17 protein-coding genes are annotated in these 23214 nt (G+C 36.1%); 4 read left to right on the forward strand and 13 right to left on the reverse strand.

The window, feature by feature from the left end; all coding sequences use genetic code 11:
- Positions 1 to 87 precede the first annotated feature (87 nt).
- Complete coding sequence (locus tag JAZ75_RS01340; protein WP_132770128.1) at positions 88 to 678, forward strand: YceI family protein; 591 nt, start codon at positions 88 to 90, stop codon at positions 676 to 678.
- Between the two features lie 49 nt (positions 679 to 727).
- Here JAZ75_RS01340 and JAZ75_RS01345 read toward each other — a convergent pair whose 3' ends face one another.
- The 4 genes from JAZ75_RS01345 to JAZ75_RS01360 all read right to left on the reverse strand — a co-directional run bounded on the left by JAZ75_RS01345 (position 728) and on the right by JAZ75_RS01360 (position 4448).
- Positions 728 to 1516 carry an SDR family oxidoreductase gene (locus tag JAZ75_RS01345; RefSeq protein WP_021191220.1) on the reverse strand — a complete coding sequence of 263 codons (789 nt, stop codon included), beginning with the start codon at positions 1514 to 1516 and terminating at the stop codon, positions 728 to 730.
- 31 nt (positions 1517 to 1547) lie between these two features.
- Positions 1548 to 3203: an ABC1 kinase family protein gene (locus JAZ75_RS01350; RefSeq protein ID WP_208699834.1), complete on the reverse strand. Its 1656-nt coding sequence runs from the start codon at positions 3201 to 3203 to the stop codon at positions 1548 to 1550.
- A gap of 107 nt (positions 3204 to 3310) precedes the next feature.
- A complete protein-coding gene (locus JAZ75_RS01355) occupies positions 3311 to 3952 on the reverse strand; it encodes a hypothetical protein (protein ID WP_132770132.1) in 642 nt (213 codons plus the stop codon).
- Positions 3942 to 4448, reverse strand: a complete 507-nt coding sequence (locus tag JAZ75_RS01360) for an RNA polymerase sigma factor (protein ID WP_208699836.1) — start codon at positions 4446 to 4448, stop codon at positions 3942 to 3944. Before JAZ75_RS01360 ends, JAZ75_RS01355 begins: the two co-directional genes overlap by 11 nt.
- Positions 4449 to 4591: 143 nt before the next feature.
- Between JAZ75_RS01360 and JAZ75_RS01365 the strand changes: the two genes are divergently transcribed.
- Entirely contained in the window at positions 4592 to 5032 is a 441-nt protein-coding gene (locus JAZ75_RS01365) for an acyl-CoA thioesterase (RefSeq protein ID WP_021191224.1), read from the forward strand.
- A 50-nt stretch (positions 5033 to 5082) separates the two neighbouring features.
- On the opposite strand, the gene JAZ75_RS01370 is transcribed toward JAZ75_RS01365, so the two are convergent.
- On the reverse strand, positions 5083 to 5526 hold the full coding sequence (locus tag JAZ75_RS01370) for an Hsp20/alpha crystallin family protein (RefSeq protein WP_208699838.1): 444 nt from the start codon (positions 5524 to 5526) through the stop codon (positions 5083 to 5085).
- Between the two features lie 373 nt (positions 5527 to 5899).
- On the opposite strand from JAZ75_RS01370, the gene JAZ75_RS01375 reads away from it, so the two are divergent.
- Positions 5900 to 6670, forward strand: a complete 771-nt coding sequence (locus JAZ75_RS01375; RefSeq protein ID WP_021191226.1) for a methyltransferase domain-containing protein — start codon at positions 5900 to 5902, stop codon at positions 6668 to 6670.
- A 39-nt stretch (positions 6671 to 6709) separates the two neighbouring features.
- On the opposite strand, the gene JAZ75_RS01380 is transcribed toward JAZ75_RS01375, so the two are convergent.
- A complete protein-coding gene (locus tag JAZ75_RS01380; protein ID WP_208699840.1) occupies positions 6710 to 7336 on the reverse strand; it encodes a methyltransferase in 627 nt (208 codons plus the stop codon).
- 406 nt (positions 7337 to 7742) lie between these two features.
- Entirely contained in the window at positions 7743 to 8402 is a 660-nt protein-coding gene (locus JAZ75_RS01385; RefSeq protein ID WP_208699842.1) for a DUF2625 family protein, read from the reverse strand.
- Between the two features lie 1011 nt (positions 8403 to 9413).
- Between JAZ75_RS01385 and JAZ75_RS01390 the strand changes: the two genes are divergently transcribed.
- Positions 9414 to 10394, forward strand: coding sequence for a hypothetical protein (locus JAZ75_RS01390; RefSeq protein WP_208699844.1), 981 nt, complete (start codon positions 9414 to 9416; stop codon positions 10392 to 10394).
- Between the two features lie 245 nt (positions 10395 to 10639).
- On the opposite strand, the gene JAZ75_RS01395 is transcribed toward JAZ75_RS01390, so the two are convergent.
- From JAZ75_RS01395 to JAZ75_RS01420, 6 genes are all read right to left on the reverse strand, one after another.
- The gene (locus JAZ75_RS01395; RefSeq protein ID WP_021191062.1) at positions 10640 to 11623 is read right to left on the reverse strand and encodes a DUF4973 domain-containing protein; all 984 of its coding nucleotides are present in this window, start codon (positions 11621 to 11623) and stop codon (positions 10640 to 10642) included.
- Positions 11624 to 11810: 187 nt separating this feature from the next.
- Positions 11811 to 13865: a RagB/SusD family nutrient uptake outer membrane protein gene (locus tag JAZ75_RS01400; protein ID WP_208699846.1), complete on the reverse strand. Its 2055-nt coding sequence runs from the start codon at positions 13863 to 13865 to the stop codon at positions 11811 to 11813.
- 11 nt (positions 13866 to 13876) lie between these two features.
- Positions 13877 to 17026, reverse strand: coding sequence for a SusC/RagA family TonB-linked outer membrane protein (locus JAZ75_RS01405; protein WP_232789327.1), 3150 nt, complete (start codon positions 17024 to 17026; stop codon positions 13877 to 13879).
- Positions 17027 to 17038: 12 nt separating this feature from the next.
- On the reverse strand, positions 17039 to 18454 hold the full coding sequence (locus JAZ75_RS01410; RefSeq protein ID WP_168127522.1) for an IPT/TIG domain-containing protein: 1416 nt from the start codon (positions 18452 to 18454) through the stop codon (positions 17039 to 17041).
- 1000 nt (positions 18455 to 19454) lie between these two features.
- Positions 19455 to 20558 carry a family 43 glycosylhydrolase gene (locus tag JAZ75_RS01415; protein WP_208699848.1) on the reverse strand — a complete coding sequence of 368 codons (1104 nt, stop codon included), beginning with the start codon at positions 20556 to 20558 and terminating at the stop codon, positions 19455 to 19457.
- A 99-nt stretch (positions 20559 to 20657) separates the two neighbouring features.
- The gene (locus tag JAZ75_RS01420) at positions 20658 to 23135 is read right to left on the reverse strand and encodes a glutaminase family protein (protein ID WP_208699850.1); all 2478 of its coding nucleotides are present in this window, start codon (positions 23133 to 23135) and stop codon (positions 20658 to 20660) included.
- Between the last annotated feature and the right edge of the window lie 79 nt (positions 23136 to 23214).

A 23214-nucleotide genomic window follows, 5' to 3' on the forward strand; every position in this document is an offset into this window, starting at 1 on the left:
CTTTGTACAAGTTAATACAACAATTTATTTGTTTATCGACAAACATTTTAAACAAGATTACTGTTAAAAAAGATAAAAAGAAAGATTATGAATAATTTATTGAAAATTGTAGCAGCCACAGTCTTAATGATCAATGGCGCCTTAGCACAAGTAAAATGGAGTGCAGATCCTGCACATACAAACGCAAGATTTGATGTAAATCACTTAGGGATAAGCTTTGTCGATGGTGAATTCACGAAAGTATCCGGATCCATTGATGCTCCGAACAAAGAGAGTTTTGATAATGCAAAATTAGATTTCACGATTGATGTCAACAGTATTGACACACGAATAGATGCTCGTGACGGCCATTTAAAATCAGATGACTTTTTCAATGCAGAGAAATACCCAACAATGAAATTAAAATCTGTTTCTTTTAAACAGGGTAAAAAAGGAAAATATGTATTAATCGCCGATCTAACAATCAGAGATGTGACAAAGAAAGTTACTTTTGACGTTACTCAGAACGGAGGAATCATTACTGATCCTTGGGGAAAGACACGGGCTGGTTTCACTGCGAAAACTACTATTAATCGCTTTGATTTCGGAATGAAATATAATGATAAATTACCGTCAGGGGTTGAAGCTGTCGCAGCAGATGTGGCCATCACAGTAAATACAGAAATCGTACTGAATTAAGAAAATAAACAGATAAAAGCCCTTAAGTAAATACTTAAGGGCTTTTATTTTAAAATCCATTCATCATGCCACCATCAAGTGGAATATTGGATCCGGTGAGGTAGCTCGCATACTCAGAACAGATGAAGGCGACAAGATAACCGTACTCCTCGGGTCTGCCCAATCTATTCATGGGAACTTGCTTCAATCGCAAAGACAAAGCCTCTTCATACGGTATATCTAGACGCTCCGCATCCATCTGTGTCAATGATTGAATGCGCGCAGTATCAAATAGACCTGTCAATATACTGTTAACTGTTATATGATGAACGGCAACATCTTTCGCTAATGATTTGCTCCAGCTCATTAATGCCGTACGCACTGTGTTCGATAATACCAAATTTGACATTGGCTCTTTTACAGTTAACGAAGAAACATTAATGATACGCCCATAACCCGCACTTTTCATATGAGGTAATGCCAGATCTGTCGTATAACAGTGAGTCTTAAATAATAAGTCAAATGCCCGTTGATAGTCTGCTAATGATTGATCTGCAATTGTGCCGGCCTTCGGACCATTGGTATTATTAATCAATATATCAACAACATGATGAGTAAAATACTGGGATATTACACGTTGGTATTCTTCAAAATCATTAAAATCTACGACAAGATAACGGTGCTGCTGTCCTCTACTCCGATCTAATGTAGCAAGTGCAATTTTCAGCTTCTCTTCATTTCGAGCCATTAAAGTGACAGATGCACCATGTAAGGCTAACTGTTGTGCTATTGCGCAACCTATACCACCAGAACTGGCACCAACCAATGCTTTCTTATTTTCTAAATTTATTTGTATCATATTATTTTATATAATGTCTAACCTCTATTGACTAATCTCGATTTTTAGCACGTATCATAGCTATAAATAGATAAATCGATAAAGAAAAAGAAGTTCCTAAAAATACCCATGCCCAAACTGGAATTCCTAAAAATTTAGGCTCAACATGCGCGATAATAACCATACCTGCAAGCATATTCAAGGACAAAACCATAATTCCGATTACAATACGGTTAACGCCTTTTCTTAAGATCTGGGTAAATGACTTAGCACTGATCAAGTGGTGATTAAGCGTGAAATTTCCAAGCTTTATTTGCCTAAATAAGCCTCTAAGATCATCAGGAAGTTTTTCAATATCACGAGCAAAAGAAAAAGCCTTATTCTTCCCTTTTTCAAATAAATATTTTGGATCCATTCGCTCCCGCATAATACGGTTTGCAAACGGTCTTATACTCTTCATAATATTCAAGTTTGGATTGAGTTGCCTACCAATTCCCTCCATTAATGATATGCCTCGAATAAGCTGATAGATATATTCAGGAAAATAAAGACGGTTATCCCCAATGATCGTCCATAATTTATCAAATAATGACTCCAAACTGATATCTCCCAATGAGACGTTATCAATCAGATCAAAAATCTCATACAAAGAACGTTCAAATCTAGCACGATCGGGAATATTACTCACAACCGCCACATCTTCAATCGTATCAGCTAGATGCATCGCATTGGAAGAAACTGCCGCCTGGATAAACTCTTCTAAATTTTGTCGGTCTATACCTAACAATTTACCCATATTTCCAAAATCAATAAAAGCTAGTTTACCATTTGGAAGCACAAGTAAATTACCAGGATGAGGATCGCCATGAAAGAAACCATGTACGATCACCTGTTCTAAATAAAGATTGATGCCATTATCTACAATCTCCTCTAAATCAAGTCCCATAGACTGCAACTTCTCCTTATCCGTCACTTTAACACCGTCCATAAATTCCATTGTCAGGATACGATCAGAACTTATTTTCGGATAAACCTTAGGAACACTGATTTTGCTGTTGCCCTTAAAGTTTTTGGCGAAACGCTCTATGTTATGACGTTCATTTAACAGCGAAATTTCCTGAACCAAGGTGGTTGCAAAAGAGTCAACAATTAATGGTAAATTAAGATTGTGCAAAGGTTCACTATAGCCTACCAAAATCCGGGCAATATCTCGCATTAAAGATAAATCCGTTTTCAGAATCTCATCGACTTGAGGCCTACGAACTTTAACAACAACATCTTTTCCATCCATGAGTTTCGCCTTATAAACCTGGGAAATAGAAGCGGCGGCAAAAGGTTCTGGATCAATAGAAGCGAAATGATCATCAAAAATAATATCCAGTTCCTCTTCAATATAACTTTTGATATCAATGCTAAATGGATCAACACGATCTTCCAAAAACTTCAATTCTTCAATAAGCTCTTGGGGCAATAAACCTTCGCGTGTAGAGGCAGACTGCCCAAGCTTAACGAATGCTGGCCCCAGCTCTTCTAAGGCCATACGAATACGTCTATAAACGGAAATATTCGCTACATCAACACCTATTTCTAAAGAAGTTTTACCGGTATTCCAGGGGAGCCTGTTTAAGATATCGCGAAATCCATATTTAGCAAGTACGCTAATGATATGAGAACTACGCTGTATTTTTTTAGCTGAATGCTGCATCATAACCTTTTATCCGATTAGATCATCAAGATACAAAAACCTTGCCCACAAATCGAATTGAGAAACTCTTTTAAAGATTGATAACTCAAAATAAAACAGTTTTATTACAATTACTCTTCCTCTAGGGCATCGATATTTTTTTTGATCATTTTCAAATATTTGCCATAGTAGTAATAACTCATAGACTCAATACAAACAACCAAACAAATCAAACCTGCAAAAACCCCAAGAATAAAAAATATGATAAACGAGGAATCATTTTCCCAAGTAGCACCAAAATGATAAATCTTATCTGCCCACTCCGCAGAATGACCTAAAGAGAAAAATATGAAACAAATAAGAATTCCCTGAGGAACTAATAAATAAGAAGACATTTTATAAGTTTCAATCGAAAATTTTAAATCGTAATACAATTTTAACAGATTTTCACGAGAACTTAATAGTTCAAATTGCTTTGTGGTTTTATAAAAATAAAAAAACTTTTTATAGTAAAATAGACTGGATATGCACATTTGAAGTAATAAAAAGTAATAGGCAACTTTTGTATATCCTGTGATCATATAGGTATCAATGTTGGGCAATAACATCAAAAATGTAATTGCACACAACCATGAGAAAAATTCCATTTTGATATTTCTCCTCAGTTTCACAAGAATGCTACCAACGGATTTATAATGATTAAGATTTGGATCAATCTCAAAATTATTTTCCGCTTGATTATTCCATTGTTCTTTTAATTCATCAAAATTCATAACCTTGTGTTTTAATAATCTGTTGCAATTTTTCTTTGGTTCTGTTCAATTTAACACGTGCATTTACTTCAGAGATACCGAGATTAATAGAAATATCGCGATGACTTTGTCCTTCCAAAAACAGAAAGATTAATGCTTTCTCTACAGGATTCAGATGTTGAACTGCTTGATAGAAATAACGTAACTGCTCCTCTTTTCTTTCCGAATCAAATTCATCTACGACATCAATATCAACAGTAAGCTCATGCTGATCAGGCCGGCGTTTCTCCTTTTTGAAATACATGAGGGCAGTGTTAATTGCCACACGATACAGCCAGGTAGAAAATAAACTCTCCTTCCTAAAGGAGCCATAAGACCGCCATAACTGCATAACAATTTCCTGAAATAAATCCTGCTGATCCTCTAAGTTGTCCATATACATTCGAGACACCTTAATGATAGCACCTTTATTCTGCTCTATCTGTTTTAAAAAATGCTGTTCGTCTGGCTTTATCATTAATCGTGTAGCCTCTTAATGTAATTAAGTTTAATATACAGGATTAGTACCGCATTTTTGAAAATGTTACAGTCAATATTTAAAAAAAAGAATCTTTTGCATTTTATTCACTATTTTAGGTTGAAAACAAAAAATATCATCGTATGGATAAAATATTTTTTAAAGGTCAGGTATTATGGGCGCAGATTGATCCAAATCGGCATTTACGTCACTCCGCATATGCAGACTTCTGTGCACAAGCAAGAAGCAATATGTTAAATAAAATTGGATTATCTCTAGAGCAATTTGCTAAACATCACATAGGCCCCATCCTATTTAGAGAAGAGCTACTATATCATAGAGAAATTCATCTCGATGAAGAAATTTATGTTGAAGTAGAATTAACCAAATTCAATATTTCCAATAGCCGATTTTCTTTTAGGCATATCGTTTTTAAAGCAGATGGAACAAAAAGTGCTACCATTAATGTCGATGGTGCTTGGCTAGATTTAGAAAAAAGAAAATTAACATTAATTCCTCAAGAATGGAATCATTTTATGGATAAAATTCCTAAAGCGGATGATTATACAGAAATTTCAGAATAAAAAAAGCTTCAAGGAATTTACTCCTTGAAGCTTTTTTCAATAAACACATATTACTTAACTTCTATTAATCTTTTTGCTACAATAGCATCTTCTCTCTTGCCCACTGTCACTACTAAAACACCATCTTCGTAGACCGCGTCAATATTGCTGTGATCTACCGTTTCAGGCAATGCAAAAGATCTTGAAAAAGAAGTGTAATTAAACTCTCTCTTACTAAATAATTTCTCTTCACTTACTGAATCTTCTTTTTTCTCAGCAGATATAGTTATTATTTTTTTATCTACATTGATCTTAAAATCAGACTTCGTTAAACCTGGAGCAGCCAGCTCAATACGAAAAGCCTTTTCTGTCTCCGAAATGTTCACCGCAGGAACGCGGGAGATCAGACGATCCGAAATAAAAGAATCGTTAAACAAATTATCAAACACTGTACTTACAAATGGATTTACAGAATCAGTATTCAAGCTTTTTGTTGGAAATTTAATTAATGCCATTTTTTGTCCTCCTTTTATGTTTATACTTTATTTTTTATTAATCAATTTACATTAGTATTTCAATTCCCATACCAAAACATTAAAACAAAAAATACATAGACAAAATGTCTGAATAACTTATTTAAAGTTGACAATATGTCACTTTCGATATAAAGAAAGAAAATAACAAACTTAAAATCAAGCAATTTGAAAATAAAATTTTATTATCAAAAAAATATAAATTGTTTACACTTAGTTTTCAGCATAGAAAAAATTGTAATTGATAGCGAAAAAAAAAGAAAAACAAAAGCTGAACATATAATTAGTGTTTATCAATCAAAATTTAGTTAAATTAGATTACAAAGATGTATTGACAATCATAACATAGAAAAATATGAAGTGGAATCCCCAAATTTACAATCAATTTAAAGATATACGCAATCAACCATTTTACGATTTAATCAATTTTATTACTGAAGAACCACAACAAAATTGTATCGATATTGGCTGTGGTACAGGTGAACAAACTTTTATCCTGTCCAACAAGTTAAAAAATGCGCAATTTCTAGGTGTTGATTCTTCAGAAGCGATGTTATCCGAGTCTTCACAATTTAAAAATGACAGATTAGCGTTTAAAATAGCTACTACTGAGGATGTCCTCGATACAAAACAAAAATGGGACCTGATATTTAGCAATGCGGCATTACAGTGGTCTGATAACCATCAAACCCTATTTCCCGATCTTTTGTCGCTATTAAATCCCAATGGCCAAATTGCAATTCAAATGCCGATGCAATCGGATAATATCTTAAATCAAATTTTATTAACATTAGTGCAAGAACAGCCATTTAATGACTATCTCAGTGGATGGAAAAGAGAATCACCAATGTTATCAATAGATCAATATGCGGCAATTATGTATGACGCAGGATTGATAAATTTGCAAATTATTCAAAAAGTATATCCCATAATTGCACAAAGTTCACAAGAATTACTAAACTTTATTTCTGGCTCTGCTTTAATTCCTTATCTGGACAAACTACAGGAGGATCAAAAAGAAGAGTTTATTACGGTTTATAAAAGTCGTATCGAACAAAAATTTCCCAAATTTCCAGCCATATATGCCTTTAAACGACTGCTACTATATGGAAGAAAACCCGTTTAAGCTCTTATGCGCCTGCTATCATAGAATTCCATAATTGGATTAAGGTTTTGAAAAATTAATAAAAATCTCTTTTCCTGCTCTTGGTGAAATACTATTGTAACACTTTTCCATTTTGTCGATGGAAAAAAAAGGTCTGAAAAGCTTTTCATAAGTAACAACATCACCTCCAAAAGGAGGCCCAGGTGCTTCAAATGCTTTATCAAAAAGTAAACCAACAATCCGACCCTGTGGTTTCAGCAAGGATAATACTTTTTGCACGTAATCTGCACGTCTTTCCGGTGCAATCGCACAAAAAAAAGTTTGTTCCAACAACAGATCATATTGCCTCTCGTGTTCAAAAAAATCTGTACAAAGAATCTTTATAGCAGGATATCCCGCAAATTTTTCAATCAATCCTTTAACTGCTTCTTCAGCAAAATCAATTAAAGTAATGTCAGTGAAATTATTCTCTAATAAGTAGACCGCTTCGTAGGCATTTCCACAGCCCGCTATTAAAATTGTCGCATTTTTATTAGGGTATTGCGCCATATACGCAGTAATAGCCGGAGAAGCATAACCGATATCCCAACCGGTTTGATTGTTCTGCCACTTCGTATTCCAATAGTTTTGATCCAGGACAGGCTGTACTGTTTTAACTGGAAATCGTTTTTTAATCTTATTATTCATACACCTAATAATAAATAATGATCACTTAATACAACTGTTGAACATCTACGCTTACCTAATCAAAAGCCATATTTGTGCAATTTGAATAAATAAATTTAAAATAATTTTGCTTAGTGTAAAAATAACACTTATATTTGTGTCATCATAATTTAGGTTTATAATTGGTTATAAAGGTTTTCATTCTCCCCGTTTGAAAACCTTTTGTTTTTTAACAGAAAACCAAACTTATAACGTTAAAATTCACGTTTCAATTCCTTTAAACAAACATTTCATTCTATACTAAAATCGCTGGATAATTTTTTCACTACCTACTGTGTAATAACAAAATATCCAGCGACTAAATATGAAAGATCGAATCTTCACAAGAGCAATTATGCCGAAAAAGACCAATCACAATACGTTAAGATTATATAGACTCCAATGCTAATTTGACATGTTCATCAATCAAAATCAGTCTTCTGCTCCTTCCTTTATTATTATTCTTTTCAGGTACACTCAGATTGGGATCAAAAGAATACACTTGATTTCCTTCAACCGTTGCAACATCTGCTTTCCAACCATCCCATTGATAGTCTTGATAAAATAAACCAAGGTCTCCATTTAATGACCAATTAATGAAGTCTGCGTAACCGCATTCCAAACTTTCCCAACGCAAAGTATTTGGAGCAAAGTAATATATTTTACCTATCTCTTCCCCCAGCTCCCCAGCATTAATTGCAAAATATCCACCCAAAACATCATCAGCAATCAGTAAGAAGCCCCCTTTCTCTCCTTCATTGACATAGGTCTTACCTTTATTCCACTCCATCATACCTCTATTCAGCTTTGTGGAACCCGAACCTAAGATACGTAACCATCCATTTTCAATTAGAATACCCCCTGTTTCAAAAACAATAGCCCCCATCGGCGATTTAGTTGAAATCTGCAAGCGTAACAACTCCTCATCAGCTCGCTTACAAACTCTTGGCAAAGTTTCAAAGGTATTCTTTGAATTTTCCATCCACTTTTGTACAAGTGCCCAACCAAATCCATCCTTATTTATTAAATCTTTTAATGTTTTCATCATCTAATCTTTTAAAAAAAACATACGGTGATGATAAATACATTATAACCTCCAATATTTTTCACTTATTATATTCTCAACTATTACTGATATGATAACCCCACTTTACCTTCATTGAATATAATTCAAATGGTACTATAATAAAACAGAGTAAAAAGTAATAGTGCGCATTTTTCTCCATCAATAACGTATAAGATGCTTTATGCTAAGCATAATATTCAATCTGTTTTCAAAATAGCAAGCAATACCTTATCCCAAAATCAAACAAAGAAAACGCTACTGCAAAGAAATAAAAAAGAAACGAATAACCCGTAAAAATTAAGGTTAAATCAAAATAGGATACAATTCGAAAAAAATATTAAAAAAAATTTGTCTTAGTGTACAAATAACACTATATTTGTGTCATCATAATTTAGGTTTATAATTGGTTATAAAGGTTTTCATTCTCCCCGTTTGAAAACCTTTTGTTTTTTAACAAAAAAACAACTTACCAATACATACTTAGACAAAGAAGACAAGTCAATATTCTAAGACCCCTACCATCATACTGTTCTCCATTCAAAAGAAAATACTGAAAAAATAGGAGCCTTTCGGAGCTAATTTTCCTACTTCTAGATTTCCGTATTATTTCTCTTCAAAAGTATTTAGCCAGACTTATCAATTGAAGTAATACATACACAATAAATATCCTAAACTTAAGTTCAACTTGATTAAAAATACAATAGAGGAACTGGAAAAGACTGGTTATACTGGATCTATATCAAATAAGCATAGGACTTCTATGGACTTATTAATATTTTGGTAGGCGGAGAGATCAAGGAATCAGAATAATTAGCATCCATGACAAATTATTATTTTTAAATTCATACAACCTTAAAATTCAATTCTTATATTTCCATAATAATAAAGGATACCTATCTTTACTTATCTAGAAACAAGTCAACGAGCACGATAAAACTAGATGATGAACAAAGCTTTTGAAATAGACAAAAACTAACCATAAATAGAAAAACTATGAAAATTCAAAAAATGGTATTAAAACTATCACTTTTGTTAAGTTTTATACTCACAACTGAGCTTGCGACCGCACAACTTGGAGGCTTTCTCAATAAAGTAGGAAAAGTAGCAACAAGTAAGGGCACACAAGCGCTAGGTTTGGACAAACTACTCAAAGAACCCGAAGCGATATCCACGAATTTTGCAGATGTAGATAGAAAAGGTGAGCAGATGCCAAGTTTTCAACAAGATGCAAATTATAAGCCATTACAGGAACTTCCCAGAAACGCCAAAGATGGTTATATTTTACAGGCTGGTCATTTCGAGATGACAAACAAAAGCTACTGCTTAAAAGCGGGTACTCATGCGCCATCATCGGGAGATGGTTATATGTATGCACCCACCTTAGGTAAGAAAAAAGAAGTTGTTACAGCCATACTTAAAAGTGCTGAACAACATCCCGAAGTAAAACAAAGCGATATTCAGATGCTCTTATGGACAATAATAGCTAAAACAAAATTTATCGATTACGCTGGCTCCGTAAAAGAAACAGCATTGACATTGCTAACACCTAAACAAATTTTGCAACTAGAAGGGGGCGCACTTGGAATTTTACCTTTTGATGCAATGGCTGCTGCCAAAGAACAATTGCCTGCATCGCTGCGCGCAGTCTTTGAAGCTGAAAATAATATTAGAAGCCTAGTTTCTTCAGGTAATTACTCCTATGAAGAATTTGAACAATATGCAATTTTGGCGGGTATGGCTATGCCAAGAACAGATACACCAAGTGGAATTTGGACATTACATCCTGATGGTTACTATATTCGTTATTTCCCTAGTGGATATAGCATAACCCGTATTCAAATTCATGTACCTGAAGAATTAATAAAACCAGGTAAAAAATTAATCTATGATGCGACAGACGATATCTCATGTCCTGCAAATAATGGTTCCCAACGTTTAGCGCAAACAAATGAACCGATTCAAAATCATGAATAATTGAACAACCAAATAAAAAAAACAGACTTATATATTCCATGTTTTTTTGATTTAATAAAAAAGCCAGACATGGTTACTGTTTCTCACAATATGATAAAAACGCAACCTTTAAAATTAACGGGCTAATATCTTCCATGATGTTAGCCCCTTAAAATAAAAAAAATGCGAAGTTTTTACGCTCCGCATTTTCCTACAAACTAAATCACCAAACTAGTTTTTCTGCGACACATCCGATCGTTCCTTCTTTACCATTCGATTGACTGATCTTCGTCAGGAATCTCGGTGTTCAATCGCCGTTGTAAAATCAATGACCCCGTAACCTTATATTTAATAGCAACATTTGGAACCATCGTATAGTCGGTAAATTGATAGTCAATATTATTGATAGCAATGTAGCGGTGCAGTAGATAAGGCCTTACCGCATCCATCTGCTCTGAAATAGTATAACTGGCATCTTTATTCACTTTGAAATTCATGTTGGCATTATCAGCACGAAAGCTGACCCCACCAGTTTCATTAAAAGTTGCATAAATTTTATATTTACCACGATCTTGTCGTTCTTCATCTATGTTTCCTGCATAAAAGAAAATCGTATTTTCATCAACGACATAACTCCGAATTTCACTTTTAACAATAGGAGTTTCGTTTTCATATCCCTCCATATTTGTTTTCAAAGCTGTACCGCTATAGGTTCCCGAGTAATTGTTAAAAGGATAGATACGCAATAGAGCTTTACGATAATGTTTTCGAGGATTAGCTTTGTATCCATTGGACGCATCGTCCAAGATCGTTAATGGGAGAACCCACTTATCGACCATGTCAATATTTTTAAGCGTGAAATCTATTGGCATTAAAGCAGTGCTTTCACCAGCTTTTATATGAACTGCTGGAGTCATTGAAAAGTATTGACTCATAAGCTCCCGGTAATAAAAATCTTCCCTGTTTTGAAAACGTTCATAATTCAACACCTTCAATGTATCGGGATCCACACGAACTTGAACAGTCATATTTTTATCATTGATAGTCGATCCGCTAACGATCATAGGTAGCATGAAAGTCGTTTTCTGATCTCCTTTATACCGCACATAGATATTAGAAACACCCTCAATTGTCAAAGGTGCTTTAAATGACACAAAATTTTCAAATTGTTCATCTTTCCATTCATCATTGCAGCCGCTAAATAAGAACAGCAAAGAGAGTAACAAGAGTTGTATATATCTTTTTTTCATTGGACAATTTATTTTTATAAGTGTAAATTATAAAGGGCATACAAGAGTTTAGTAACACTCTTTTTTTTAAAGGCATTTATTTTAAGTACTATATTATTTACGATCTAAAAGCATGCATCAACTAATTTTACAATATTCCATCACTATGTTATACCGCTTAGCTCATATGCATAAGCATCACATATCTTTAATCATTGTAAGTCCATCCTGGATTTTGAGTCAATCTCTTATTACGTTTAAGCTCACTATGACTGATCGGCCAAAACCACATTTTATCCGCAAAGGTCGTTTTAAGTGTCCATATGGCTACTGGTCTATGAAAGAGATCTCGCTCCTTAACATTCATCAAAATATTACACCCATAAACTGGTAAAGCCTCCTCAACAGGCGCATCCATCCAACGACGTAAATCATAGTAACGCTGTCCCTCTCCCATCAATTCTATAAAACGTTCTCGTTTCAAAGTTTTTCTTAATTCCACTTTGCTAGTATACACCTGAGCAGGATAGTCTGGTACACCAGCACGAATACGAACCGGATGAGTACCACGCTGTATCTCTTTAATATCGCGACTGATCGCATAAGTTGTACCGCGCCACGAAGGAATATTATAGGAACCACTTAATTCATTTAATGCCTCGGCATAGACCAATAAAATATCAGCATAACGAATGGCAGGTTCAGCTTTTGAAATAACGCGTGACGCACTCCCCCCCTCGTAAGTGTCACTTGGATGAACAAATTTTTTCACTCCAAAACCCGTACGAAGCCAGTATGCATTGGATGAGTTGAAGCCATTACCCTTTGTATCATCGCGGTAATAAAACACTTGCTGATTGCGATTGCGTTCCAAGGTCTCATTCAGTAAAGTCCAGAAGCTACCATTATAAGCAACAGAAGCATAAAACCGAGGCTCTCGATTGGCATATTGCAAAGAAACACCTTCTCTCAATGGCCTATATTTACCTTTGCTATAATCATCAGCTGATACATAACCACTTAACCGGTTTGTTCCATTTCCACGTCCGATCTCACTATCTTTACCTGGAATATCTTTTCCGTCATTCATATAATATGCATCGACGAGCTTCTGTGTAAGACCATGCGTATTCCATCCGGTTGCAGAACGAGGCAACTGATGGATAACCATATCTGCTACGCTTTCACCATCTTGATTATTACCTCTAGTGAAAATAAGTTCCGGATTTCCTGAGGCTTGCAAAGTACCGTCAAACACTTGCGCATAGGATTTGGCAGGATCAATATTTGCCCAACCTTCCGGCCAGTTCTTTCCTGAAAAATTATTATCATTTGGCGGAACTACAGTTGCATCATCACCAGTTTCTTGGATTGGAACCCAATACAGCCGATATACGCCTAATTCAATCACATCTCGCGCAGCGGCTGCAGCCAGAGCCCATTTCTCATCTTGATAATCTACTGAAAGCAACCGCTTACCGACATCATCGACCAATCTCGCTGAAAAGCTTGACGTATTTCCGTTGGCTAATGGACTTGCCGCATACAGCAATACTTTAGCACGTGTGGCCAATGCGGCACCGCAACTAGGGCGAGCAGAACCATCCTGACCACGATTCATACCTAGCTTTTCCATTTCTTTAGCCGCCAATAATAGCTCATCAGCAATAAATTTAGCACACTCCTCATAGGTGCTGCGTGCTGTAGCAATGTCATCATAACTTTGTGTATAATCAATTCCTTCATCAGGTAACAATGGAATCGGACCGTATTTCCGCAAGAGTAACCAATAGAGGTAAGCTCTACCAAAACGAGCTTGCCCGCGATAATCTTCGATCTCAGCAGCAGTCATTTCTGTATTCATATACACATGATGAATAAAAGTAGTGGCATTGCGAATGCCCCGATAACACTGCGTCCAGCTATCTTGCTTATCATTTTCAGTATAAATCCCCATTTTGAACATATTATAGGATAGTTCGGTCTTTGAAGGATCAAAATCACGATCCCGATCACCATAATACATATCATCTGCAAAATTATGGGGCGTGAGCCCCTTGCTGGCAACGTCAACATTCTCTCCTTTAAACTCTTGGAAAACATGTGCTAACCACTCCTCTGTATATACTTTACTCTTAAAGACTTTTTCAATCGTGATCCGATCCTTAAAATATTGATCAGATTCCAGATAATTCTTTTTACAGGAGGAAATAAAAGTTGTGCACAGCACAAATAATAGCATGAAATATATCTTCTTTTGCATTTTTATTCAATTTATAGATTAACATTAATGCCTAACGTAAATGATTTCGGAAGCGGATAGTCTTCACCCCTAGGGCTCGCGAGTTCAGGATCCCAAAGCTTAAATTTTGACCAGGTCAACAAGTTACTTCCAACAAGAAAAATTCGAATGTTATTAGTCTTGATTCGATTAGCTAATGACTTAGGAATAGAGTAACCGATATCCAGCGTTTTAAGACGAAGATATTGACCATTTCTAAGCCAGTAGGTAGATTCTCTAAAATTGTTAGCGTTGTAGCCATAACTTAAACGTGGATAGGAAGCATTTGGGTTTTCAGTCGCTGGATCTCCTGAAATATCCGCAGAAACCCAACGGTTATCGCCCATTACGCCTTTCATAACTTGCCCCCACTCGCCCTCACTGAATGCGTGCACAGTTTTTCCATAGGTGGAGAAAGTAGACTTTCCCGCTCCTTGAAAATGGACATTTAGATCAATCGCTTTCCAACTGATCGAAGCACCGATACCATAAATCAAATTTGGTCTTCTGGTAGCACCAATAGGTACACGGTCACCATCATCAATCACTCCATCACCATTAATATCTTTATATTTCAAGTCTCCAGGTTGATAATTTCCGAAAGTTTGATTCGGACTGTTGCGGATGTCATCATAATCTTTGAAGAGACCTAAAGCAACTAATCCTTTAGCCTGATCAACACGGAAACCGCGTTCATTCTGATAACCGTACACATTATTCTCTTCATCTTTTTCTAAAATGATATTCTTACTATAGGTAATATTACTTCTTGCAGTGATATTGAAAGCCCCTAACGTTTGCTTATATTCAAATCGACCATCGAAACCCCGTGACTGCACCGCGCCTACATTGGCACGAGGCGTACTTTCAAGTCCAACGATCGCAGGTAAAAATCTGCGTTCCATATATATACCTGTACGCTCCTCATTGAAGAAATCAAGATTAGCAACAATCTTATCTTTAAAAAGTGAAATATCGAATCCTAGATTTTGTTTCGTTGCCATCTCCCAGGTCACATATGGAGACGCTACTTGCGCATATTTCATTCCTTGATAGTACCTATTGAAACCATAATCGGCCCATTGGTAACCCCCATCTGGTATCCTGTTACCTGCACCATCTAAAGCAAAACTTCCGTCACTATTCCTTCGCCAGATTTCTTCGATCGTATATAAATAAGGAAACCTTTCCTGATTATTACCTACTTTTAATTGATCATTACCTACACGACCCCATGAATACCGGATCTTAAACATATTGACCCAATCCAAGTTTTCCTTGATAAAGGATTCCTCTGATACGTTCCAGGCTGCAGAAACTGCTGGAAAAAAACCATACTGCTGTCCAATAGCGAAATTTTCGGAACCGGTGTAACCAAAATTAAAATCGGTAATGTATCTATTTTTCCAATTATAGGTTACCCGTCCTGCGAGTGCTTGATTTCTTCTCGATATACCATTCTTAATATCATCACCAATGTTTACGGTTTTTACTAAGGCGTCACGCGTAAAACGGATTACCCCACCTATATTATGATCGCCAAAGCTTCGATCATAATTGAACATTAAATCCAGAAATTCACGTCTTTCTCCCTCAGCTCCACTCATTTGAAACATTTCACTGGGATTGGATACATGCGTAAAAATCAGATTTCCATTTTCATCGCGCGCACGTTCAGCACGCCATTGCTCAGGCCATTTACGACGGGATATATTACTTTTATTGTTGGTATCAAAACCGACGATTCCCCTAGCCCGAAGTCCTTTAATAATGAAATCGAAATTTTGTTCTATAGATACATTTGTCTGGATACTATTGGTCCAATTCTCATTAAAGCCCGTCTGCGTAGCTACTACCCAGGGATTAGTCTGATTCCCTGTACCGATCGCAGGTACGTAACCATTCGAATACATAACAGGTGTACGGATGGGCGAATACCCAAAGAGTACCCCCCAGAAATCATCATCCCCCATTCCTGGGCTGTTTCGTTTATCTAACGATCCTGCAACACCAATTTTAGCTACCGTAGTTTTTGTGATATTAAAATCAGTATTCAAACGATAATTCCAACGTTTGTAATTTGCATTGGTATTATAATCATTACGCAATGTTTCATCGATCTTATACATCCCACCTTCTTCAACATAACTCCCTGAAGCAAAATAGCGCGCTGTGGGGCCACCGCCACTCATATTCAGATTGGCTCTATAGGTCATCGCACCATCTTTGAGTAACAGATCTTGCCAATCTACATTTGGATATAAATCTGGATCCAGTCCTAATCTCAAAATTTCTAATTCTTCAGGTTGATAAATGGGTGCCTGATTACGCGTGATCCGCGATTCGTTTAAGAGATTAGCGTAAGTGACTCCATCTTCAAATTGAGGAGTAATCGTTCGGGTATTATAAATTGTTTCATCTTTAAAATTGATATTAATTTTACCCTCCTTACCTCGTTTAGTCGTAATGAGAATAACTCCATTTGCACCTCTAGAACCATATATTGCAGTAACTGCAGCATCTTTGAGCACGGAGAAGGATTCAATGTCTTCAATATTGATATCGTTGATATTACGTTCAATATTATCAACCAAAACGAGTGCACCTGTGCCACCACCAAAAGTTGAAATACCGCGAATCCAGAATTCAGAAATATTTTTACCCGGTTGTCCAGATTGCATCATGGCCATCACACCCGGTACATTTCCTGCTAATGCATTGGATAAGCTCGAAGTTGGATTGGATTTCAAGTCATTGACATTTACACTGCTTACAGCTCCTGTAGAAGTCAATTGCTTTTGGGCACCAGTTCCTGTGATTACAACTTCATCCAGAACACTTGTTTCTGATTTTTCCAATGCCATATTTATAACAAAGACATCTTTAATCAGCAGGTCTTGTTTAATATATCCGATATAAGAGAATGTTAATCTTTTATAGCGTTCTACTTTGATTTTATACCGACCATTATTATCGGTAACCGTACCTAATCCAGGTGAATCGGTTACAAAAATACTAACCCCTACTAAAGGTTGTTTTTGGGCGTCCGTGACGACACCAGTTACTTCGACGATCTCTTGAGCCAAAAGACTACAGGTGAAGCCGAACAGCAACATGCATATTATTAAGAATTTTTTCATCATTAAAACCACTGGTTATTCGTTAATACTTTGATCCATTTCTTCAAGTGCGATTTTACGGATACGGCGATTTGATTGATCTCCTATATAAAATGCACCTTCTGTTTCACTGTAAGCGATACCAGAAGGTCTGTCAAAACGTGCTTCCTGTCTCAGGTCTCCATCTACATAGCCATATGGATTAGCATTGATACTGGAACTGCCTCTTCCTGCAAAAGTCGTCACACTCCCATCGGGTTTCAAGATACGGATAGCATGATTCTGCTGATCTGTGAAATAAAAATCGTATTCATCTGTCTTACCATCAGCGACGTATTTCGGATTTTTAACAAAGACTCCCTGATAAGGATTTCGCAGTCTTGCAGAAGAACCTACCGCATCCTCATAACCAGCTCCTCTAAGTTGACCACAAACCAAATACGGTTGATTAAACTGTTTCTTTTCCCAATTATAATCGACACGAAGGATATAGTGCTGGTTAATGACAACAATGTATGCGTAGTTTCCCGTAGGATGAATCAAAATCTTATATTCCCATTGCGGATCATGCACGACAAATAATTGTTCGTAGCCTTTAACATCAAGACCTTCATTAAAATATTTATTCAGATCGAAACGAAAAAATTGTCCTTTCTCATAACTATTAAAATACATCTCCCCATTAATAGGATGAACAGAGGCACCATTACACTGCCTATAGGTGGTCAGCACCTCCCTATCCTGCCACTGTCTATCACGCGATAATCGATAAGTTGCTCGATCATTTTCTCCGCCGCGGTCTTCTGCGATAATCATATATTTATGATCAACCGTGAAATCAATACTACGGGGACGGTCAAAATCAGAACGTTTTTTTGTTACGGTACTATCTGCAAAATTGATCAAGTAAAGTCCATTGTTATTATCGAATGTCATCCAGAGATGCTTCGGATTCACAGGATCAAATTTCATAAAAGAAGGCTCCCAGAATCCACTTGCCATTTTACTTTGGTCTGCATCCTTAAATTTTCCGTCCCTCCACGGTTCATCCCCCCGTGAGTTTCGGTATCCTATAATGGTAGATACAACCATTTTGCGCTGGTAGTCAAAAGGTTTTGCAGATTTACCAATAGTTTGTTTATTTGGATCTCCGACCCGCACTTCAATGTCCCCATTAAACGCTTGCCTTGGGACCAAGCAGTATAGTGATTCTCCGACGGCACTAATGACTTTTGCTTGCTTTCCTCCAATAAGCACATTTATCTTTGTGGGATCATTTCCAAAATTTTGTCCATAGATAACAAGGCGCTGCCCCATACCTCCCGCTTTTGGACTAAAATCAGATACAACCACAGGTTTAGCTGGATCAAAAGGCAACGCCTCAGTGACATTTTTAATATCATCCTTACAGCCCCCCAATCCAAAAATAAGTACAAGAAATGTCCATAGCATATTGCTTAGGAGACACCTATTGCTGTTAATAAACTGTTTAGTTATCATAAAATATAATTTGGTTAAAATTTATTCTCAGTATTTAAAGTATTATCATCGATACAAATAACATTAGTGAATAATATCACCACAGCTAAATGGTATTAGCTTTTTAAATTAAAAAAAGGACCTCAATACGGTCTCCACTTTTTAACGATATATAAACTGCTACATTTTTAATTTACTTCTTGTAATTTAGATCTTTTAAAAAACCAGGTGAAGACATTTATAACTGCTATACCAGTATAGAACTATATGATAATGGTCAAAAAAATAGTAGCTATAATTTTATAAAAATCGCTATTTCCCTAACCTCAGAATACATGTGGTTTCAAATAAAGTCTCTAATTATATTAGAAGGTTTAATGCTATAATTGATTAATCAAAATTAATCAATACAAAAAACATGACACTACCAATTCATCTCAACAGTCTGCTAATTAGTATCATAAATAAACAAAACGACATGTTAAATATATTTTCAAACAAGATTTCCGAGGATAAAAACTTGGTTAAAAAAAAGAATAAATGAATAAAGACCATCCAAAGGAAGTAAGTTTATCGATTTTTACACAAAAAAGATTTCTATAAAAGACAGTAAAGAATAGCTTCTCGTACATGAGAATATATACATCAGATAAACACAAAACCGCTCTTTAACGGTCTCAAAAGAGCAGTTGAAATTGTGAGTATGTACGAAACAAAATGGGTAGATTTATCAATTGCGAGTTCGTCTTAATCTGCATCCATCACCTGGTCAAAACAACTCATTACTTCAGTAAAATTGAATTTATCAAATTTTACCAAAAAGTGTAATTATTAATTTTAAAATTAACTCAACTGATCTTCAAGTGAATATAACGAGACAAAAAACTAGATATGAAAGGAGCTTAACAGCTAGTGATTGTTAAGTGCTAGTATTACGAACTCTATAGATTAAAAATTTAGATAGTGCTGTCGACTATTGTACTGCTCTAAAAAATGGTGCTTCCTTAGCTAAATGGCTACTGGTATTATTTTCCACTATAGGCCAGTCGGCGACCCATTTAATTTGATCTAAGAGCAGAACGCGTCTGTTACCTCCTGAAGATACACGGCCTTGCTTAGGGTTTATTCCATGATACAGCATCCAATCAATGCCATTCTCATCGGTCATGATACGAGAATTATGCCCTGTACCTACAAAGTTGTCATTACCCTCTAGCAACAGCGTGCCAGCACCCCTCATTTTCAAATCTCGCCCCTCTCTATCAAAATATGGGCCTTGCAATACTTTTGCACGCCCCACCATAATATGATAAGTACTCTTGGCTCCTTCACAGCAAGAACCCTTTGAACCAAATAAATAATAATACCCTCTACGTTTATGAATCATAACAGCTTCAAAATCTCCTGCGGCCACTTTAAACTTTTTCTGTAAACTGGAAATAGCTAATCCATTATCTGTCAACGGTATTCCATATGTACCTTGCGTATCAGCATCACTAAAACTTCCCCAGAACAGATAATTAATGCCTTTATCGGAGAAGAAATGGGGATCTATAGAATTGGGAACTTGAATTTCTTGACTATCGAATAATTTACCTTGATCTAAAAATGGACCAATAGGTTGATCTGCAACCGCGACACCTATTCCTGGATTGGAATCTCCCCAAGTGGAAAATGCATAGTACAGCAAATATTTGTTCTTTAGCTTGATAACATCAGGTGCCCAGATTCCTCCAGCCATTTTCCATGATGGCTTCTGCTGAAAGGCTGTCCCTATCCATTTCCAAAGAACAAGGTCTTTAGATTGTAATATAGATACGAGACGTTCTCCGTGTTCATCTCCCCAATTATCAGCAGTACCATACGCATAGAAATAGGCTGACTTCGGATCTTTAAGTACTGTTGGATCCGCAAGTATGGGCTCAAATACTGGATTCAAATATGTGTTAGATCCAGTAGTAGCATCACTGCCACCGGTCAGATTGCTCTTCCGCAATCCTAAACTACTACACGAAATCGAAAAATAAACAGTACATATAAGTACTAAAAAACGACCGGTTACATTTAATTGATACATGATAAATGAATAATATGTCCGTAGGTTGAGCCTGCATTAAAAAAAGGGCCTTGTTGCATACAGGTATACACAAGGCCCTACAAACCAACCTATCTAAATCTACTTTACTTTTTCCATTTTTTCTGCCAGCATTTTGATAAAATAACCACCTACTACAGATCTAGCTTTAAAACCTGAGCGTTTAGGTTTATCTGTATAGATCCAATCTGACATGGGTACACGATCTACTGTCTCATTCATAAAACGATATACTGGGCTAATGAATTTTTCAAAGGTTTCTTTGTCATCGGCCATTGTTGCAGTCCAAGAAATCCAATCAGTTTTTGTATACTGTTGACGGTTATCCAATGGAAGACCATAAATGTTCTGCTTTGTGAGATAGTATTTGATCTCAGTTGTACGAATATCTTCATCAAAAATTTTCATTTTTAATATTTTGTCCCAGACCATGTTGTATTTTTGACTCCACGTACCAGATTGATCAAAGGTAAGTTTATAATGATCACCGTCTTGTGCCATTGTCTTCCATTTCTTAGCCATTGATTTTGCTTGATTGAGATACTTATCAGCGGTTTGCTGATCACTCATCATCTCCGCTAAATAACCATAAGAAGCAATTCCTAAAATCGCTTTAATCGATAAGTTGGCATTATGAGCAAAATGCCCTGCAAAGTCATCTGTACATAACTGATTTTCTGGATCAAGTCCTTTCTCTACCAAATAATCTACCCAGGTAGATAAGACTTTCCAATGTTTCTTTGCATAAGCAGCATTGCCTTCTGCTTTAGCAATAGCATAAGTTAATATTAACATATTGCCAGACTCTTCTACTGGCATATCTCCGCCATAGGTTTGCCCATTTGCTATCGGATAGGTACCCACGTCATGTGCCGCAAAAGGTTTTGTCCACTTATTGCTTTCACTGTAATAGAAAATAAAATTCATAAGACCTTTTGCCAGTTCAGGATTATAGTATAGAAATAATGGTGCTGAGGGATAAGTAATATCGACGGTGCCAATAGATCCATTGCTATCATTTTCCTTCGATAACAAAAGTAAATCACCATTTGGTGCATTTACCAATTTATGTGCAGCTATCGCTTGACGATACGCAAGTACGCATAATGCTGCATATTCTTTACCACCAGCCTTGATCGCGCTTTGCATCAATTGGGCATCAAATTGATCTGAGGCTTTTATTAATTTGCTATATTCTTTATTTGCTAAATCAAATTGCTTTTCAATGGTACTTTGGCCATCTCTATTCCAATAAGGACGTAAGTTTTCGTTAAAATACTGAATCGCATATAAATCGTCGTAACCTAAAAGTATCTTATCACTATATTTGGACGTTACGGAGAATGACTGACGCAGGGCCAGTTGCTTCCCTGAAACAGAGCTTTGAATAACGTGATTTGATTTTAAGAATTGTTTCCTTAAATCATGGCTATCACCAATCATGGCTTTGGTATTTTTTTGATCTCCAGCCATATAAAAATATCCCCAATCAATACGCAAGTCATCACCTTTATTACCCAGTATCTGTTGATTCTTACTTCCTGTTTTTACGTATTGTAAGGATCCATTTTTAAATTCACTACTTTCAGATTCTTGTAATGGCGAATTTAATGCCCAGTTTGGAGATGCTTCAAGATAGAATTCGATTTGATGTTTTTTACCATCTTTTGATTCAACTTGATAAGATAAATAATTGACAGGTCGTGTCAGTAAATCCAAATTATCCAAAAACATAGGAGCAGTAAAACTTACTTTCACTTTTACCGGCCCACAGTCAAAAACATAATGAGTTTGTGTTGCTTGCACATCAACGCTTTCTTGCTTTGCTTCCTGATCAAAATGATTACTCCCCTCTCTTTCTAAAAATAAGCCAAAATCAAAAAAGCCATTTGCAACTCTGTTGTGGCAGTAACCTCCAATGATATTTTTCCCTTTCCGAAGGGTTTTAACAACTTCATCTGAGAGTTTGACGCGATTATTTTTACCGGTTCTATTTCCGGTATTAACGACTTCTATTCCATTAACATATAAAATTGCATCATCATCATGGGTAAATTCAATATAAACAGACTGTCCCGCTAAATCTTTTTCTAAGTTGATAATCCTTCTAACCCATATCTTAGGCTCTTGCCAATCTGTTTTCGCATGAGATTCTTTATCTTTTGTACCAAATGGCGCAATCCCTGTTTTCCAGTTCGCATCATCAAATGCCAAGGTATTCCATCCGGCAGAAGGTTCCTTCTCTGTGTATGGCGCTTTCCAGTGATCATCTTCTCCCATTCGTGCGATAGGTTCTAATTCTATTTCCTCTTTACCTAAAAAACGATAAGCTTTACCATCTACTTTTATGACGCCAAGCAACGGAAAAGTTTTTCCGGTCCAATGCCGCACAACATCACCATAAAGTTCATCACTATACGACCACGCACTGGTATTGGGGTCAATGGTGACTAGAGGAAAAGCAGGTGCGCGCAAATTATTTTTGACTGGATTATGTTGCGCCGACGAAAAAAGCGATTGACACAACAGAACAGCTATAGCGACATATTTTAATTTCATTATGAATATATTGATGGATTACTTAAATAAATTTTCAATTTATTATCTTCATGAATCAGGTTACTCCACTTGCACAAAA

It is taken from the genome of Sphingobacterium sp. UDSM-2020, from assembly GCF_016132525.1.
Lineage (GTDB): Bacteria > Bacteroidota > Bacteroidia > Sphingobacteriales > Sphingobacteriaceae > Sphingobacterium > Sphingobacterium anhuiense.